Origin of the sequence: Tritonibacter horizontis (assembly GCF_001518015.1) — a bacterium.
Lineage (GTDB): Bacteria > Pseudomonadota > Alphaproteobacteria > Rhodobacterales > Rhodobacteraceae > Epibacterium > Epibacterium horizontis.
In genome coordinates, this window is record NZ_LPUY01000005.1 from 14,357 (window position 1) to 31,468 (window position 17,112).

Genomic DNA, 17,112 nt, shown 5'->3' on the forward strand with positions numbered 1-17,112 from the left:
GGCACGCCGCATTTGTGGCACCCAGCGTTTGTTCAACCGCACTTGGAATGACCGCAGCTGCGGCAGGTCATGCAGCCTTCGACCATCTGCAGGTCATATTGGCCGCAGCTGGGGCAGGCTTTGCCACGGGGTTGGTTCAGGTTCACCACCTGCGCCGTCGGGTCTGCTTTCAGCCCCAGTCCCTCGCCTTCGATAAACCCGGTCTTGATCATATGGGTCTCGATCACGCCGCCGATCGCTGCCAGCATCGAGGGGATGTATTTCCCTTGCATCCAGGCACCGCCGCGCGGGTCGAACACTGCTTTCAGCTCTTCGACCACGAAGGACACATCGCCACCACGACGGAACACGGCAGAGATCATCCGGGTCAGCGCCAGCGTCCAGGCGTAATGCTCCATGTTCTTGGAGTTGATGAAGACCTCAAACGGACGACGGTGGTTGTTGATCAGGATATCGTTGATCGTCAGATAGATGGCATGTTCTGAATCCGGCCATTTGAGCTTGTAGGTATGGCCCTCCAGGCTCTGAGGACGGTCCAGCGGCTCGGACATATAGACCACCTCGGCCCCGTTCGCCTCTGTGACCTGCGGGGCTTCGCTGCCTTCACCCGGCGCGGTATCAGCGCTTTCGGACACCGACAGGACCGATCCGGTCACATCGTTGGGACGATAGGTCGTGCAGCCTTTGCAGCCCTGATCCCAGGCCTGCATGTAGACGTCCTTGAACTCGGTAAAGGAAATATCCTCCGGGCAGTTGATCGTCTTGGAAATCGAGCTGTCGATCCACTTCTGGGCCGCCGCCTGCATCTTGACGTGGTCCGCGGGGGCCAGGGTCTGGGCGTTGACGAAATACTCAGGCAGCTCGGCATCGGCGCCGAATTTCTCCCGGTACATCTGCACCGCGTAATCGACCACCTCTTCTTCGGTGCGCGACCCGTCCTTTTGCAGCACCTTGCGGGTATAGGCATAGGCAAAGACCGGCTCGATCCCCGACGACACATTGCCCGCATAAAGGCTGATGGTGCCGGTTGGCGCAATCGAGGTCAGCAAGGCGTTGCGAATGCCATGTTCGCGGATCGCATCGCGCACGTCCTCGTCCATGTTCATCATGTTGCCAGACGCCAGATAGGCCTCCGCGTCGAACAGCGGGAAGGCGCCTTTTTCCTTGGCAAGATCCACCGACGCCAGATAGGCGGCGCGGGCGATCTGGTGCAGCCAGCGGTCGGTCTGACGCGCCGCCTCGTCCGAGCCATAGCGCAGACCCAGCATCAGCAGCGCATCCGCCAGCCCGGTCACACCCAGCCCGATGCGGCGCTTGTTCTGGGCTTCCTGCGCCTGAGCCTCCAGCGGAAACTTCGACACATCGACCACGTTGTCCATCATCCGGACCGCCGTGGCGACCAGCGCCTTCATCGCTTCGGGGTCAAGCGCCGCGTCCGCCTCGAACGGGTTCTTGACCAGCCGAGCCATGTTGATCGACCCCAGAAGGCAGGCGCCATAGGGCGGCAGGGGCTGCTCGCCACACGGGTTGGTGGCGGCGATCTGTTCGACATAGTTCAGGTTGTTGGCCTTGTTGATCCGGTCGATAAAGATCACGCCCGGCTCGGCATAGTCATAGGTCGCCTGCATGATCTTGTTCCACAGATCCCGCGCCTGAACCGTGTGATAGACCTTGCCGCCAAAGGTCAGCTCCCAGGGGCCATCGGCCTTCACCGCTTCCATGAACGGGTCGGTGACCAGAACCGACATGTTGAACATCCGCAGGCGGGCGGGGTCGGATTTGGCGGTGATGAAGGCCTCGATATCGGGATGATCGCAGCGCATGGTCGCCATCATCGCGCCACGACGCGAGCCGGCCGACATGATCGTCCGGCACATCGCGTCCCAGACATCCATGAACGACAACGGGCCAGAGGCATCCGCCGCCACACCTTTCACATCGGCGCCGCGCGGCCGGATGGTGGAGAAATCATAGCCGATGCCGCCGCCCTGCTGCATCGTCAGCGCCGCTTCCTTCAGCATGTCGAAAATTCCGCCCATGCTGTCCGGCACCGTGCCCATGACAAAGCAATTGAACAGCGTCACCTGCCGCGCCGTGCCCGCCCCGGCGGTAATCCGCCCGGCTGGCAGGTACTGGAAATCCTCCAGTGCGGCATAGAATTTTTCCTCCCACACATCGGGTTTCGCCTCTGCCCGCGCCAGATCCCGGGCGATGCGCCGCCAGGTATCCTCGACGGTCACGTCGATCGGCGTGCCGTTGGCTTCCTTGAAGCGGTATTTCATATCCCAGATTTGCTCGGCGATGGGGGCGGCGAAGCGGCTCATATGGCGAATCCCTATGGTCGGTCGGTTGCTGAAGTGGCGGTCTGCTTAGCCGGAGAGGGTCTGCACCTCAACGGCGATTAGGAGAATGATAACATTTTTTCCGTCGCTGCGCACCACCTGACACACAACACCTTGCCGCTCGATGCATCTCAGCTACAATATAGAGTGGAAACTATGGACGACTCTGGGGACAAGCTGTGGATAAGCACATAAATCTCGTAAAGCTATCCGTCGGCTCGGACGGCGTCGACAGCCTCATCGACTGGCAGGCGCTGCAAGCACCCCGCTGGGAGGGCGGCCTGCCCCGTCATGTCACCCGCATGTGGCCGAAACGCGACGCTGAATTGCTCAATGGTGGCTCGATCTACTGGGTGATCAAGGGGTTGATCCAGTGCCGCCAGCGCATTCTGCGCCTGGACGAAGTCTACGGCGAGGATGACATCCGCCGCTGCGCCATCGTGCTCGACCCGACGGTGCACCGCACCCAGTCTGCTCCCAGACGCCCGTTTCAGGGCTGGCGCTATCTCAAGCCCGAAGACACCCCGGCGGACCTGCCCGAGGGCCGCGCCCAAGAGGAGCCCTTGCCGGCCGATCTGTCCCGTGCCCTGGCTGAAATCGGCGTGCTCTGAGCCAAGGCCCGCCGCCGACCGGCCAACCACCACGGCGCGCCGACACATCGAGGCGGGCCACCACACAGCGAAAACACACACAGAAAACACATCGAAAAAGGGCGGCCCCGGGGCCGCCCTTCCTCATGAATATGCATTGTCGCGCGGTGGCAAGATCAGCCGGCCGCGCGCTCAGCGTTCGATCATGGCAAGCAGACGCCGCAGCGTTGCTTTTTCCTCGGCGGTGCATTTCGTCATCCGGCTGCGCCACAGTGTCGCCTGGCTGCGCAGCACCAGCCCGTCCGACAGGATCTTCAGGTGATTGGCCCTCAGGGTCTCGCCGGTCGAGGTGATATCAGCGATCATCTCGGCGGTTTCGTTCTTCACCGTGCCTTCGGTGGCGCCTTGGCTGTCCACCAGTTGATAATCCGCAACCCCGGCGTCGGTCAGAAACTCCCGGATCAGGCGGTGATATTTCGTCGCGATCCGCAGCCGGTGGCCATGGGCGGCGCGAAAGGCGCTGGAAACCGAATCCAGATCTTCCAGCGTATCGACGTCAATCCAGCATTGCGGCACCGCCAGGATCAGATCCGCCTCGCCAAAGCCCATCAGCTCCAGCTCCTCGACCTGCTGCTCCCAGCGCGGCAGTTTTTCATGCACCAGATCGGTGCCCGTCACCCCAAGGTGAATGCGCCCCGCCGCCAGTTCGCGCGGGATTTCCCCCGCCGACAGCAACACCAGATCCACCCCCTCGACGCCGTCGACGGCCCCGGCATACTCCCGGTCCGACCCCGTGCGCGACAGGGTGATGCCGCGTTTGGCAAACCAGTCAAAGGTTTTTTCCATCAGCCGTCCCTTGGACGGCACCCCCAGCTTCACACTCATGACCGGGTCTCCCCTTCCAGCGTCAGGATCAGGTCGGGACGGATCACCCCGCCCACGGCCGGGATCTCGCCGCCCTGCCCCAGAAGCCGCGTCAGCGCGTCATAGCGCCCGCCGGTGGCAATCGGCGGCAGGTCGGGACGCCGCTCGGCATAAAAGCCAAAGACAAACCCGTCGTAATATTCCATCGAGGTCCGCCCGTAGGAGGCTTCGAAATCGAGCCGGTCAATGTCGATGCCGCGGGCCTTCATTGCGGCGGCACGGGCGTCCAGCCGTTCCAGCGCCGGCAGAATCGCGGGCAGATCCACCGCGATGTCGCGCATCTGCTCCAACGCATAAGGCACCGTTTCGCGCACGGCCAGCAAGGCCTCGAGCGCGGCCATCTGATGCTCTGCGATGGGCGGTGCCATCGCGTCGGCCCGCAGCGTGTCCACCCGCGCGTCAATCTCCGTCGCGCGGCGTTTGCCGATCTCGGGCGCGGTGCCGGTCAACGGGCCGGTGGTGGACACCAGTTTCTTGCGGCTTTCCGACATTGGCGTGCGCCCGGCGAACCGGTCCAGCAGCGCCCGGAACCGGCGCGGCCGCCAGATGTGACGCCGCAGCGCCGCCTTGCGTGCCGGCGTGGTAGACAACCCCTCCACCGCCGCCATCAGGATGCCGATATCGCCGGTCGCGACCCGCAGTTCCAATCCGCGCAATTGCAGGCTGACAAGGGCAAAGACCTCGGCATCGGCCGCCGCCGGATCGGTGCGATCAAACACCTCATAGCCGACCTGAACAAATTCATTGGCCCGGTCGGGGTCCTGCTCCTGACGGCGGAACACCGGTCCGGCATAGGTATAGCGCGCCGGCTCCGCCCCGGCCGCCATATGCATCTGCACCACCGGCAAGGTATAATCCGGGCGCAGCATCTGCTCGCCGCGCAGCGCATCCGAGGTCACATAGGCCCGCGCCCGGATATCTTCGCCATAAAGGTCCAGCAATGTCTCTGCCGATTGCAACAGCGGCGGGTCCACGACCACCCCCCCGGCAATTTCGAACCGCTGACGCAACAGCGCCGCGCGGGCTTCGATCTGGGAACGATTGGGCATGGTTACAGATCCTGACTGTCGGCGGCGTCACCGGCCTGACTGGCGAGGATGTCTGCCACTTTGGCCACCAGTTCGCTGCGGGGCACTTCGAACTGGCTGGGGCGTTCCTTCCATTCCTCCAGCGTCGCGCTTTCGGCGATTTTGGCTCCGAGGATCAGGTCCTTGATCTGGACCACGCCGCGGTCCTTTTCGTCGCCGCCTTCGATCACCGCGACGGGGGAATGACGCTTGTCCGCATATTTCAGCTGATTGCCAAAGTTCTTCGGATTGCCGAGGTAGACCTCGGCGCGGATGCCCGCTGCGCGCAGCTCTGCCACCATGGACTGATAGTCCGCCATCCGGTCGCGATCCATCACCGTCACCACCACCGGGCCAACCGGGGTCGCCGCGAGGCGGCCCTTTTGCCGCAATGCGGCCAACAGCCGGTCCACCCCGATGGACACCCCGACCGCCGGCACGTCCTGCCCGGTAAAGCGTTTCACCAGGCCATCATAGCGCCCGCCGCCCGCGACCGAGCCGAATTGCCGCTTGCGGCCTTTCTCGTCGAGGATCTCAAAGGTCAGCTCGGCCTCGAAAACCGGGCCGGTATAATAGCCCAGCCCGCGCACGATGGAGGGGTCGATCAGGACCTGATCCGGCCCGTAGCCCGCCGCTGCCAGCAACGCGCCGATCTGTTCCAGCTCGGTAATGCCCTCCTGACCGACCGCGCTCTCGCCGACGGCGGCGCGCAGATTGGTCATGGTCTCGGCCATCGTGTCGCCTTTGGAGGTGAGGAAGGCCAGCACCGGCTCTGCCTGCTCGGGCGCAAGGCCGACGCCGTCGATATAGGCGCCAGAGGCATCCAGACGGCCCTCGCCCAACAGCGCCCGCACGCCGGTCTCGCCGACCTTGTCGAACTTGTCGATGGTGCGCAGCACGTCGTCCCGTTTGGGGTCCGCCTCGGCGAGGCCCATTGCCTCCAGCACCCCGTTGAGCACCTTACGGTTGTTCACCCGTACCAGATAGTCGCCGCGCGGGATGCCGACCGTTTCCAGCGTGTCCGACAGCATCATGCAGATTTCAGCGTCAGCCGCCATCGAGGCGGTGCCGACAGTATCCGCATCGCATTGATAGAACTGACGATAGCGCCCGGGGCCTGGTTTCTCATTGCGCCAGACCGGCCCCATCGCATAGCGGCGATAAGGGTTGGGCAGGTCGTTGCGATGCTGGGCGTAGACCCGCGCCAGCGGCGCCGTCAGATCGTAGCGCAACGCCATCCAGTCGCCCGGCTTGCCCGCCGGGTCGTTCTCGTCCGCTTCCTGCCAGGCAAAGACGCCCGCATTGGGACGGTCCACATCGGGCAGGAACTTGCCCAGTGCCTCGACCGTTTCGACGGCGGCCGATTCCAGCGGGTCAAAGCCATAGTGATGGTACACCTGCGCGATCTGCCCCAGCATATGCGTACGCTGGGTGACCTCTTCGCCGAAATAGTCACGGAAACCCTTAGGCGTTTCGGCCTTGGGGCGGGGCTGTTTCTTGGCTTTGGCCATGGTGGCCTCCTCGCGGGTGATTGTCTCGGCCCAGCGTCTAGCCCAAGGGGCCTGTGACAGCAAGACGCGAGGCAGCGCGCAAGCCGATAGACGCGCCGCAGTGGGGCGACTACATCAGGGAAAAGACAGGAGATCCCGCCCATGCAACATCTTGAAGAACAACTTGCCTATCTGAGCCGCACCGTCGACGAGCTGAACGACGTCGTCACCCAGCAGCAAAAGGATATCGACCAGCTGCTCCGCCGGGTCGGCCTGCTGATGGAACGCGAAGCCCAGCGCGCAAGCGAAAGCAGCGGTGGCGCAGTTTTTGGCGACGAGCGTCCGCCCCACTACTGATGGCGGCGGATTGCCGGTGTCGGGAGCGAGGCGCTGCCTCGCGCTCCGAGGTATTTTCAAAAAGATGAAGCCGGGCGCCGGGATCGGACTGCGGCGGTGCAGCGGTCAGATTTCCTCGACATCCATCACGCCATCGAGGCTTTTCAGTGCGCCTTTGATTTGAGGGTTGATCGGGAACATCTGGCCGAGGTCCATTTCGACATCGCCCGGCAGCGCGGGGTCCTGCAGATAGACGTAGATCTCGCCCGGACTGGCGTTGCGGGCCACCTTTTTGGCGTCTTCCAACACGGTGGCCACGGTGGCCACGGCCGAGGCGCTGTCGAGATAGACCCGCAGGCTGGACCGCCCCGCATCGGCAATGGCCGAATCCACTGGTCCGGCGGACCGCATCAGCAGCTTCAGCTGGTCGCTTTCCATTGTCGCCTCGGCGGTGATCACCACCTTTGAGCCGGTTTCGAGATAGTCGCGGGATTTCTCCAGCACATCCGAGAAGATGGTCACCTCATAGGCGCCGGTGGTGTCCGACAGCTGGGCAAAGGCGAAGCGGTTGCCGCGGGCCGATTTGCGTTCCTGCCGACCGGCCACCACCCCGGCCATCTTGGCCATGAAGGGGCCGCGCTCTGCCTTGGTCATGACCTCGTCCAGGGTCATCACATCCTTGCGCTTCAATGCGGGCATGTAGTCGTCGAGCGGGTGCCCCGTAAGGTAGAAGCCAACCGCCTTGAATTCCTCGTTCAGCCGTTCGGCGGGCAACCAGTCGGGCACCCCGGCCAGGCGAGGCTCCGGCAGGTCATCGCCGGCCTCGCCGAAGAGCGACACCTGATTGGAGTTTTTTTGGTCCTGAATGGCGCCGGAATAGGCGACCAGCCCTTCGAGGCTTTCAAAGACCCGGCGGCGGTTCCGGTCCAGGACGTCAAAGGCGCCGGCCCGGGCCAGCATTTCCAGCGGCCGCTTGCCGACCTTTTTCAGATCCACCCGGCGGGCAAAGTCATAAAGGTTGACAAAAGGACGGTCCTCGCGGGCGGCCACGATCAGGTTCATCGCCTCGACGCCGACATTCTTCAGCGCGCCCAGCGCATAGACCAGATGGCCCTCGACCACATCGAAGGTGGCCAGCGAGCGGTTGATGTCCGGCGCCACATAGGGCAGCGCAAGGCCCTTTTTGACCTCCTCGAAATAGACCGACAGTTTGTCCGTGAGGTGGATATCGCAGTTCATCACCCCGGCCATGAACTCCACCGGGTGGTTCGCTTTCAGCCAGGCGGTCTGGTAAGACACCACCGCATAGGCCGCCGCGTGCGATTTGTTGAACCCGTAGTTGGCGAATTTCTCCAGCAGGTCAAAGACTTCAGAGGCCTTTTTGGCGGCCACGCCGTTTTCGCCTGCGCCTTTTTCGAACTTGGGACGCTCGGCGTCCATCGCCTCCTTGATCTTTTTCCCCATGGCGCGGCGCAACAGGTCGGCGCCGCCCAGCGAATACCCCGCCATCACCTGGGCAATCTGCATCACCTGTTCCTGATAAACGATGATGCCTTGGGTTTCCTCCAGGATATGGTCGATCAGCGGATGCACCGACTGGATTTTGCGCAGCCCGTTCTTGACCTCGCAATAGACCGGGATGTTCTCCATCGGGCCGGGCCGGTAGAGCGCCACCAGCGCCACGATATCCTCGATGCAGGTGGGTTTCATACGCTTCAGCGCGTCCATCATGCCGGTGGATTCCACCTGGAACACCGCCACCGTCTTGGCCCGGGAGTAGAGCTCGTAGGTGGTTGCGTCGTCCAGCGGGATCGCGTTGATCTGGTTCGCCGCCCCCTCCGCCGGGTCATAAAGCTGCCGCCCATCGGCGGAGACATGCAAGGGGCGCCCGGATTTGAAGATCAGCTCCATCGCGTTCTGGATCACCGTCAGGGTCTTCAGGCCCAGAAAGTCGAATTTCACCAGACCGGCCTGTTCCACCCATTTCATGTTGAACTGCGTGGCCGGCATGTCAGAGCGCGGATCCTGATAGAGCGGCACCAGCGCATCCAGAGGCCGATCCCCGATCACCACACCCGCGGCGTGGGTCGAGGCATTTCGCAACAGCCCCTCGACCTGCTGACCGTAGGTCAACAGCCGGTTCACCACCGGTTCGCTGCGCGCCTCTTCGGCCAGGCGCGGCTCATCCTGCAGCGCCTTTTCGATCGAAACCGGTTTCACCCCCTCCACCGGGATCATCTTGGACAGGCGGTCCACCTGGCCAAAGGGCATCTGCAGCACCCGGCCAATATCGCGCACGGCCGCCTTGGACAGGAGCGCGCCAAATGTAATGATCTGGCCCACCTTGTCGCGACCGTATTTCTGCTGCACGTAGCGGATCACCTCCTCGCGGCGATCCATGCAAAAGTCGATATCGAAGTCGGGCATGGAAACCCGCTCGGGGTTCAAAAACCGCTCGAACAGCAGGCTGTAGCGCAGCGGGTCAAGGTCGGTGATGGTCAGCGCATAGGCCACAAGGCTGCCCGCCCCGGACCCCCGCCCCGGACCCACCGGAATGTCGTGGTCCTTGGCCCATTGGATAAAATCGGCAACGATCAGGAAATAGCCGGGAAAGCCCATGCCCTCGATGATGTTCAGCTCGAAATCCAGCCGCTCCTGGTATTTTTCCACGCTCACCGCATGGGGGATCACCGCAAGCCGCTTTTGCAGCCCCTCATTGGCGATGCGCCGCAGTTCGGCCACCTCGTCATCGGCAAACTTTGGCAGGATGGGGTCGCGCCGATAGGCCATGAAGGCACAGCGGCGTGCAATCTCTACCGTGTTTTCAATCGCCTCCGGCAGATCGGCAAAGAGCGCGATCATCTCTTCCTGGCTCTTGAAATAATGCTGCGGCGTCAGGCGGCGGCGCGGCTCGGCCTGATCGACATAGGCGCCCTCGGCGATGCAGATCAACGCGTCATGCGCCTCGTACATTTCGGTCTTGGGGAAATAGACATCATTGGTGGCGACCAGCGGCAGCTCCATCGCATAGGCCATCTCGATATGGCCCCGCTCCGTCAGGGTTTCCGCCTCGGGCTGGCCATCCTCGGTGGGGTGGCGCTGCAATTCGACATAGAGCCGGTCCGGGAACATCGCCGCCAGCCGCCGCATCAGCGCCTCGGCTGCCGGGCGCTGCCCCTGACGCAACAACCGGCCCACCGGCCCATCGGGCCCACCGGTCAGACAAATCAACCCACCGCTGTTGGCCTCCAACGCCTCGATGGACACCTGCGGCACTTGCCCGTCGCCGTCCACATACAGACAGGAGGAGAGCTTCATCAGATGCTCATACCCGGTCTCATTCTGCGCCAGCAGGACCAGCGGTGCGGGCAGCTTCACCTTCTCGCCGGGATCGCTTGCCTCAAAGGTCAGATCGACCTGGCAGCCCAGGATCGGCTGCACGCCGGCCTCCGACAGGGTGACGGAAAACTCCAGCGCCGCGAACATCGAATTGGTGTCGGTGATCGCAATCGCGGGCATCTTGTGCGCCTTGCACAGATCCGGTAGTTTCTTCAGCCGGACCGCCCCCTCCAGCAAAGAGTATTCGGTATGGGTGCGCAGGTGAATGAATCGGGGAGAAGCTGTCATGACGCGACCCTACTGCGGCAGCGCGGCACCGAAAAGAGAGGAATGCACCAGAGCGGCCCACCCGGCACAGGGCGGATTTGCTTAAAAGTCACCCAGTCGTTTTATGGAGTTTTTTGAAACTCCTTTGCACCAAAGCGCATTCCGCGCCGTGGCAAGCCTGGCAAAACTGTTACAAATCAAACAGTAACACCCAAAGGCGCGACGCGCACCACTGTATACAGCAAAATCATGCCGCGCCGACCTGCCCAGCCTTTGCACTTGCTTTGAGGCTCCGGGCCTCACAAGCTGAAACTGACAAGAAGACACCCCCCGCGCTCTCCCTTCTACGTCGCATCGAAGGCCGCGCATCATGGGGACAAATCAAGGTAAGGCGACGGGTTACTCAAGATGACGATCACCTTTCATCTCAACGGTGTAGAGGTCTCGCTTCCAGACATTGAACCGACCACCACGCTTCTGGACTGGCTGCGCGAGGACCGTGGCCTCACCGGCACCAAGGAAGGCTGCAACGAAGGCGACTGCGGCGCCTGCACGGTCATGGTCAGCGACGACAGCAGCGCAAGGGCGCTCAACGCCTGCATCCTGTTCCTGCCGCAGCTGCACGGCAAATCCGTGCGCACGGTCGAAGGCGCCGCCGCACCGGATGGCCGTCTCCACCCCGTACAACGGGCCATGGTGGACCTCCATGGCAGCCAATGCGGCTTTTGCACCCCCGGTTTTGTAATGTCGATGATCACCGCCCATACCAATGGCGCCCGGGATCACGACGACCAGCTGGCGGGCAACCTGTGCCGCTGCACTGGTTATGCACCGATCATCCGCGCCGCCGAGGCCGCCCGCAGCGCGCCAATCCCCGACTGGATCAAAGCCGACCGCCCCTTCATCTTTTCTGAAATACCTCGGGGGGAGGTCGCAGACCGGGGGGCAGAGCCCCCCTCCGCCCGATCTGCAGCAGACCTGCCCGGCGCCACAGTCCCCACCAGCACGCCCCTGCGCCCCACCTCTTCGGATGCGCTGGCCGCCGCCTATGCTGCCCGTCCCACGGCTACCCTGATCGCCGGCGCCACCGATGTGGGCCTCTGGGTCACCAAGCAGCTGCGCGATCTCGACGATGTCATTTTCCTCGACGGCTGCACGGATCTGAAAGACATCACCGTCACTGACAGCGAGGTCCGCATCGGCGCCATGGCCGACATGAACCGCGTGCGCGCAGCCCTGGAACCGCTGCATGCCTCCTATGCCGAGATGATCCGCCGCTACGCCAGCCAGCAGGTGCGCGCGGCCGCCACCATCGGCGGCAATATCGCCAATGGCTCTCCCATCGGAGACAACCCACCCGCCCTGATCGCGCTGCGGGCCAGGCTGCACCTGCGCCATGGCGACACCCGCCGACAGATCCCGCTCGAGGACTTCTTCATCGACTACGGCAAACAAGACCGCGCTCCCGGCGAATTTGTCGAGGCGGTCAGCTTTGACCGCCAGCCCGACAGCCTGCGGGTCTACAAACTGTCCAAACGCTTCGATCAGGATATCTCTGCCGTGCTGGGCGCGTTCAATGTGACGGTGGTCAATGGCGCGGTCACCGCTGCCGCCATCGCCTATGGCGGTATGGCCGGCATCCCGAAACGCGCCACCCATGTGGAGGCGGCGCTGATCGGCCAGCCCTGGACCGACACCACCCTCGCCGCGGCGCAAGGCCAGCTGGACAAGGATTTTGCCCCGATGAGCGACATGCGCGCCTCTGCCACCTATCGGATGGAGACTGCGCGCAACATGCTGGCCCGCTATTTTGCGGACCTCAATGGCGCCGCCGAACATGTGCTGGAGGTCGCCCAATGAGCACGCGCACCCCCTCCGATCCGGGCCCCGTGGCCAAACCCCTGCCCCATGATGCCGCCGCGCTGCATGTCACCGGTCAGGCCCGCTATGTGGACGATATTCCCACCCCGAAGGGCACCTTGCATCTGGCGTTTGGCCTGTCGACCCTCGCCAGGGGCAAGATCACGGCGATGGATCTTGCCGCCGTGCGCGCCAGCCCAGGCGTGGTCGCGGTGCTGACGGCCGAGGACCTGCCGTTTGACAATGACGTCTCGCCGTCGCTGCATGACGAACCGCTCCTGGCCACTGGCGAGGTGCATTACCTCGGCCAGCCCGTGTTTCTGGTGGTGGCGACCTCACATCGCGCCGCCCGCGTCGCGGCGCGCCGCGGCGATATCCAATACGCCCCGGAAGAGGCGCTCTTGACGCTGGATGCGGCCCTTGCCGCCGACAGCCGTTTCGAGGACGGGCCGCGCATCTATCAAAAGGGCGATGCCGCCGCCGCCATCGCGGCCTGCGTGCATGTGATCGAAGATACCTTTGAACTTGGCGGCCAGGAGCATTTCTACCTCGAAGGCCAGGCGGCACTGGCGCAGCCGCAGGAAGATGGCGGCATGATCGTCAATTCCTCCACCCAGCATCCGACCGAGATCCAGCACAAGGTGGCCGAGGCCATCGGCCTGCCGATGCATGCAGTGCGGGTCGAGACCCGCCGCATGGGTGGCGGATTCGGCGGCAAGGAAAGCCAGGGCAATGCGCTGGCGGTGGCCTGCGCCGTGGCCGCGCGCCAGACCGGGCGCTGCTGCAAGATGCGCTATGACCGCGATGACGACATGACCATCACCGGCAAGCGCCACGCCTTTCGCATCTCCTACCGCGCTGGTTTTGACGCGGAGGGGCGCATTGCCGGTGTGGAATTCACCCATCTGGTCGATTGCGGCTGGGCGCAGGACCTGTCGCTGCCAGTGGCGGACCGCGCCATGCTGCATGCGGACAACGCCTATGCGATCCCCGCCATCCGCATCGAGAGCCACCGGTTGAAGACCAACCGGCAGAGCGCCACCGCCTATCGCGGTTTTGGCGGCCCGCAGGGGATGATCGGGATGGAACGGCTGATGGATCATGCCGCCCATTGCCTGGGGTTTGATCCGGTAGAGATCCGGCTGCGCAACTATTATGACGCGCCTGCCAGCGACGCCGCTGTCACGACCAACGAGGGGGGCGCGGCCCCCCGGTCTGCGACCTCCCCCCGAGGTATTTCCGAAAAGATGAAGGACAACACCACGCCCTATGGGATGGAGGTGACTGATTTTGAGCTGCATGAGATCACCCAGCAGCTGATGCTGAGTTCGGACTACGTGGCACGCCGGGCCGAGATTGCCGCCTGGAATGCCAGCCATGAGCGGCTGAAACGCGGCATCGCCTTTTCGCCGGTGAAATTCGGGATTTCCTTTACCCTGACCCATCTCAACCAGGCCGGGGCGCTGGTGCATGTCTATCAGGATGGCTCGATCCATCTGAACCATGGGGGCACCGAAATGGGTCAGGGCCTGTTCCAGAAAGTGGCGCAGGTGGCGGCATCGCGGTTTGGCGTCGGCCTGGGCCGGGTCAAGATCACCGCCACCGATACGGCCAAGGTGCCCAATACCTCGGCCACGGCGGCCTCTTCCGGCTCTGACCTCAACGGGATGGCGGTGAAAGCGGCCTGTGACACCCTGCGTGACCGGATGGCGGCGCATCTTGGCGCGGTCTATCAGCAGCCTGCCGCTGCCGTCGTCTTTGCCGGGGACCGGGTGCGGGTCGGGACCGAGGAGATGTCGTTCGAGGCGGCGGCCATGCTCTGTTACACCGGGCGGGTCAGCCTGTCGGCGACGGGCTATTACAAAACGCCCTCGCTGGACTGGGACCGGATCAAGGGCGCGGGGCGGCCGTTTTTCTACTTTGCCTATGGGGCGGCGGTGACCGAAGTGGTGGTGGACCGGCTGACCGGCGAGAACCGCATTCTGCGCACCGACATCCTGCATGACGCCGGGGCGTCACTGAACCCGGCATTGGACATCGGCCAGGTCGAAGGCGCTTATGTGCAGGGGGCCGGCTGGCTCACCACGGAAGAGCTGGTCTGGGACGACGCCGGGCGCCTGCGCACCCATGCGCCCTCCACCTACAAGATCCCGGCCTGTTCGGATCGCCCGGATGTGTTCAACGTGGCCCTTTACGAGGCCCCCAACCGCGAAGAGACCATCTATCGCTCCAAGGCGGTGGGAGAGCCGCCTTTCATGTTGGGGATTTCCGCCTGGCTGGCGTTGTCAAACGCAGTTGCGGCCTTTGGCGATGGCTATCCGCATCTGAACGCCCCCGCCACCGCCGAAGAGCTGTGGCGCGCGGCGGAAAGGCTGCGCCATGGGGTTTGATCTGGCCTCCCTGCGCACCGCAGTGGCCCGGCATGGCCGGGTGAGCCGGGTGGTGGTGGCCGAGATCCGGGGCTCCTCCCCCCGCGAGGCGGGCGCCGCCATGCTGGTCTGGGCCGATGGCCAATCGGGCACCATTGGCGGTGGCGCGCTGGAATATGAGGCGGCGGCCGCAGCGCGGCGGCAGACCGCGTCCGCGCATCTGTCCACCCATGCGCTGGGGCCGGATCTTGGCCAATGTTGTGGGGGCTCCGTCACATTGCTGACCGAAGTCTATACCGCTTCGGAGCTGGTCCTGCTTGAGGGGCGCGACGTCATTGCCCGCCCCGTTGCCCGGGTCCCCGCAGGCGACACCGATGCGCCGCTGGCCGTGCACCGGTTGCTGAACACGGCCCGGGCCCAGGGCCAGCGCCCCCCGCCGCAACTGGTGCAGGGCTGGATGGTGGAGCCGGTCTATCGCCCGACCCGCAGCCTGTGGATCTGGGGGGCGGGCCATGTCGGACGCGCGCTGGTCGATGTTCTGTCCCCGCTGCCGGATCTGGCGATCACCTGGGTCGATGTTGCGGCGGATCGGTTTCCCGACCACATTCCGCCCCAGGTAACCCGGCTGCCCGCCGCAGCCCCGGAACGGCTGGTGCCCCATGTTGACACCGAGGCCAACCACCTGATCCTGACCTATTCCCATCAGCTCGATCTGGCGCTATGCCACGCGGTGCTGGGGCATGGGTTCACCTTTGCCGGGCTGATCGGGTCAAAGACCAAATGGGCCCGGTTTCGCAGCCGTCTGGCGGCGCTCGGGCACGGGCCGGAGCAGATCGCCCGGATCACCTGCCCGATCGGGCGACCGGACCTTGGCAAGCACCCCCATGCCATCGCCATCGGCGTGGCGGCGGATTTCATGGCGCGACAGCAGCGCGCGGACCGGAACACGGACCTCAACAAGGAGCACAGCGCGTGAGCACCCCTCCCCTACTGACCCTCGACGGGCTGACCAAGGCCTATCCGGGTGTGGTCGCCAATGACCATGTCTCCTTTGTGATCGGCGCCGGCGAAGTCCATGCGCTGCTGGGTGAGAACGGCGCCGGGAAATCGACCCTGGTGAAGATGATCTACGGGCTGGTGAAGCCCGACAGCGGCAGGATGACCCTGCGCGGTGCGCCCTATGAGCCGGCCGAGCCGCGCCAGGCCCGCGCCGATGGCATAGCGATGGTGTTTCAGCATTTCTCGCTGTTCGATGCGCTCAATGTGGCGGAAAATATCGCGCTGGGCATGGAAAACCCGCCTGGCCTGCGCGATCTGGCCACCCGCATCCGCGCGGTCTCCGAGGCCTATGGATTGCCGCTGGATCCCTTCCGCACCGTTGGCGACCTCTCTGCCGGGGAGCGTCAGCGGGTGGAGATCATCCGCTGCCTGTTGCAGGATCCGAAACTGCTGATCATGGACGAGCCGACATCGGTTCTGACCCCGCAGGAGGTCGAGATCCTGTTTCAGACCCTGCGCAAGTTGAAAAGCGAAGGCACCTCGATCCTTTATATCTCGCACAAGCTGGAAGAGATCCGCAGCCTGTGCGACCACGCCACCATTCTGCGGCTGGGCAAGAACGTTGGCGCCTGCGTGCCGCGCGACACCTCCGCCCGCGACATGGCGGAATTGATGGTCGGCACGGCGTTGAAGACACCGGAGCGGGGCAGCCGTGAATTTGGCGCGGTGGCGATGAAGATCACCGGCCTGTCGGTGCCCGCGCCCTCGGCCTTTGGCACCGCGCTGAAGAATGTGCAGATGTCCGTGCGCCGGGGAGAGGTGCTGGGTATTGGCGGGGTCGCCGGCAACGGTCAGGATGAATTGCTGGCGGTGCTGTCGGGCGAGATCACCACCGCGCGGGATGCTGTCAGTTTCGAGGATCAGCCCATCGGCCATATGGGCCCCACGGCCCGGCGCGCCCTCGGCGTGCTGACCGCGCCGGAGGAGCGTCTGGGCCATGCCGCAGCCCCGGACATGAGCCTGACGGAAAATGCGCTGCTGACCGGATCGGCCCGCGAAGGGCTGGAACGCAACGGATTCCTGAAATGGGGCGCGGCAAAAACCTTTGCCGAAAAGATCATCCAGGCCTTTGACGTGCGCACGCCGGGGCCGGAAAACGCTGCCCGGTCGCTGTCGGGGGGCAATTTGCAAAAATTCGTCATCGGCCGCGAAGTGCTGCAGCGACCCGAGGTGCTGGTGGTGAACCAGCCGACCTGGGGCGTGGATGCCGCCGCCGCCGCCGCCATCCGGCAGGCGCTTCTGGATCTGGCGGCAGGGGGCGCGGCGGTGATCTGCATCAGCCAGGATCTGGATGAGCTGATGGAAATCTCGGATAATTTTGCCGCCCTGAACGAGGGCCGCCTGTCGGCACCGCGCCCCACGGCGGAGCTGACCGTGGAGGAGATCGGCCTGATGATGGGCGGTGCTCATGGGATGGAAGTGGCGCATGTGTAGCGCCAGAACCGCCGCCCGCCGGGCAAGACCCCGGC

11 protein-coding genes are annotated in these 17,112 nt (G+C 64.2%); 6 read left to right on the forward strand and 5 right to left on the reverse strand.

Going from position 1 to position 17,112, the window contains the following annotated elements:
* Positions 1–32 precede the first annotated feature (32 nt).
* Positions 33–2,324 (reverse strand): adenosylcobalamin-dependent ribonucleoside-diphosphate reductase, encoded by a 2,292-nt coding sequence (locus tag TRIHO_RS00190; RefSeq protein WP_068239067.1) that lies wholly within the window; start codon positions 2,322–2,324, stop codon positions 33–35.
* Between the two features lie 197 nt (positions 2,325–2,521).
* Here TRIHO_RS00190 and TRIHO_RS00195 point away from each other — a divergent pair, with 197 nt between their 5' ends.
* Entirely contained in the window at positions 2,522–2,953 is a 432-nt protein-coding gene (locus TRIHO_RS00195) for a DUF1489 family protein (protein WP_068239068.1), read from the forward strand.
* A gap of 171 nt (positions 2,954–3,124) precedes the next feature.
* Here the strand turns inward: TRIHO_RS00195 and hisG are convergent, their stop codons facing one another.
* The 3 genes from hisG to hisS are packed head-to-tail and all read right to left on the reverse strand — an operon-like array spanning position 3,125 to position 6,434.
* Positions 3,125–3,817 carry an ATP phosphoribosyltransferase gene (gene hisG, locus TRIHO_RS00200; RefSeq protein WP_068239069.1) on the reverse strand — a complete coding sequence of 231 codons (693 nt, stop codon included), beginning with the start codon at positions 3,815–3,817 and terminating at the stop codon, positions 3,125–3,127.
* Positions 3,814–4,905 (reverse strand): ATP phosphoribosyltransferase regulatory subunit, encoded by a 1,092-nt coding sequence (locus TRIHO_RS00205; RefSeq protein ID WP_068239070.1) that lies wholly within the window; start codon positions 4,903–4,905, stop codon positions 3,814–3,816. Before TRIHO_RS00205 ends, hisG begins: the two co-directional genes overlap by 4 nt.
* A 2-nt stretch (positions 4,906–4,907) precedes the next feature.
* Positions 4,908–6,434 (reverse strand): histidine--tRNA ligase, encoded by a 1,527-nt coding sequence (gene hisS / locus TRIHO_RS00210; RefSeq protein WP_068239071.1) that lies wholly within the window; start codon positions 6,432–6,434, stop codon positions 4,908–4,910.
* A gap of 141 nt (positions 6,435–6,575) precedes the next feature.
* On the opposite strand from hisS, the gene TRIHO_RS00215 reads away from it, so the two are divergent.
* The gene (locus tag TRIHO_RS00215; RefSeq protein ID WP_068239073.1) at positions 6,576–6,770 is read left to right on the forward strand and encodes a SlyX family protein; all 195 of its coding nucleotides are present in this window, start codon (positions 6,576–6,578) and stop codon (positions 6,768–6,770) included.
* Positions 6,771–6,875: 105 nt separating this feature from the next.
* On the opposite strand, the gene dnaE is transcribed toward TRIHO_RS00215, so the two are convergent.
* On the reverse strand, positions 6,876–10,376 hold the full coding sequence (gene dnaE, locus TRIHO_RS00220) for a DNA polymerase III subunit alpha (RefSeq protein WP_068239074.1): 3,501 nt from the start codon (positions 10,374–10,376) through the stop codon (positions 6,876–6,878).
* Between the two features lie 387 nt (positions 10,377–10,763).
* Between dnaE and xdhA the strand changes: the two genes are divergently transcribed.
* Genes xdhA through TRIHO_RS00240 form a run of 4 tightly spaced genes read left to right on the forward strand, consistent with a single transcriptional unit; the run spans position 10,764 to position 17,077 of the window.
* Positions 10,764–12,215 (forward strand): xanthine dehydrogenase small subunit, encoded by a 1,452-nt coding sequence (xdhA, locus tag TRIHO_RS00225; protein WP_068239076.1) that lies wholly within the window; start codon positions 10,764–10,766, stop codon positions 12,213–12,215.
* Entirely contained in the window at positions 12,212–14,605 is a 2,394-nt protein-coding gene (gene xdhB, locus TRIHO_RS00230) for a xanthine dehydrogenase molybdopterin binding subunit (RefSeq protein WP_068239080.1), read from the forward strand. The genes xdhA and xdhB overlap by 4 nt, the downstream gene beginning before the upstream one ends.
* Complete coding sequence (xdhC, locus tag TRIHO_RS00235; RefSeq protein WP_068239083.1) at positions 14,595–15,560, forward strand: xanthine dehydrogenase accessory protein XdhC; 966 nt, start codon at positions 14,595–14,597, stop codon at positions 15,558–15,560. Before xdhB ends, xdhC begins: the two co-directional genes overlap by 11 nt.
* The gene (locus tag TRIHO_RS00240; protein WP_068239085.1) at positions 15,557–17,077 is read left to right on the forward strand and encodes an ABC transporter ATP-binding protein; all 1,521 of its coding nucleotides are present in this window, start codon (positions 15,557–15,559) and stop codon (positions 17,075–17,077) included. The genes xdhC and TRIHO_RS00240 overlap by 4 nt, the downstream gene beginning before the upstream one ends.
* Positions 17,078–17,112: the final 35 nt, after the last annotated feature.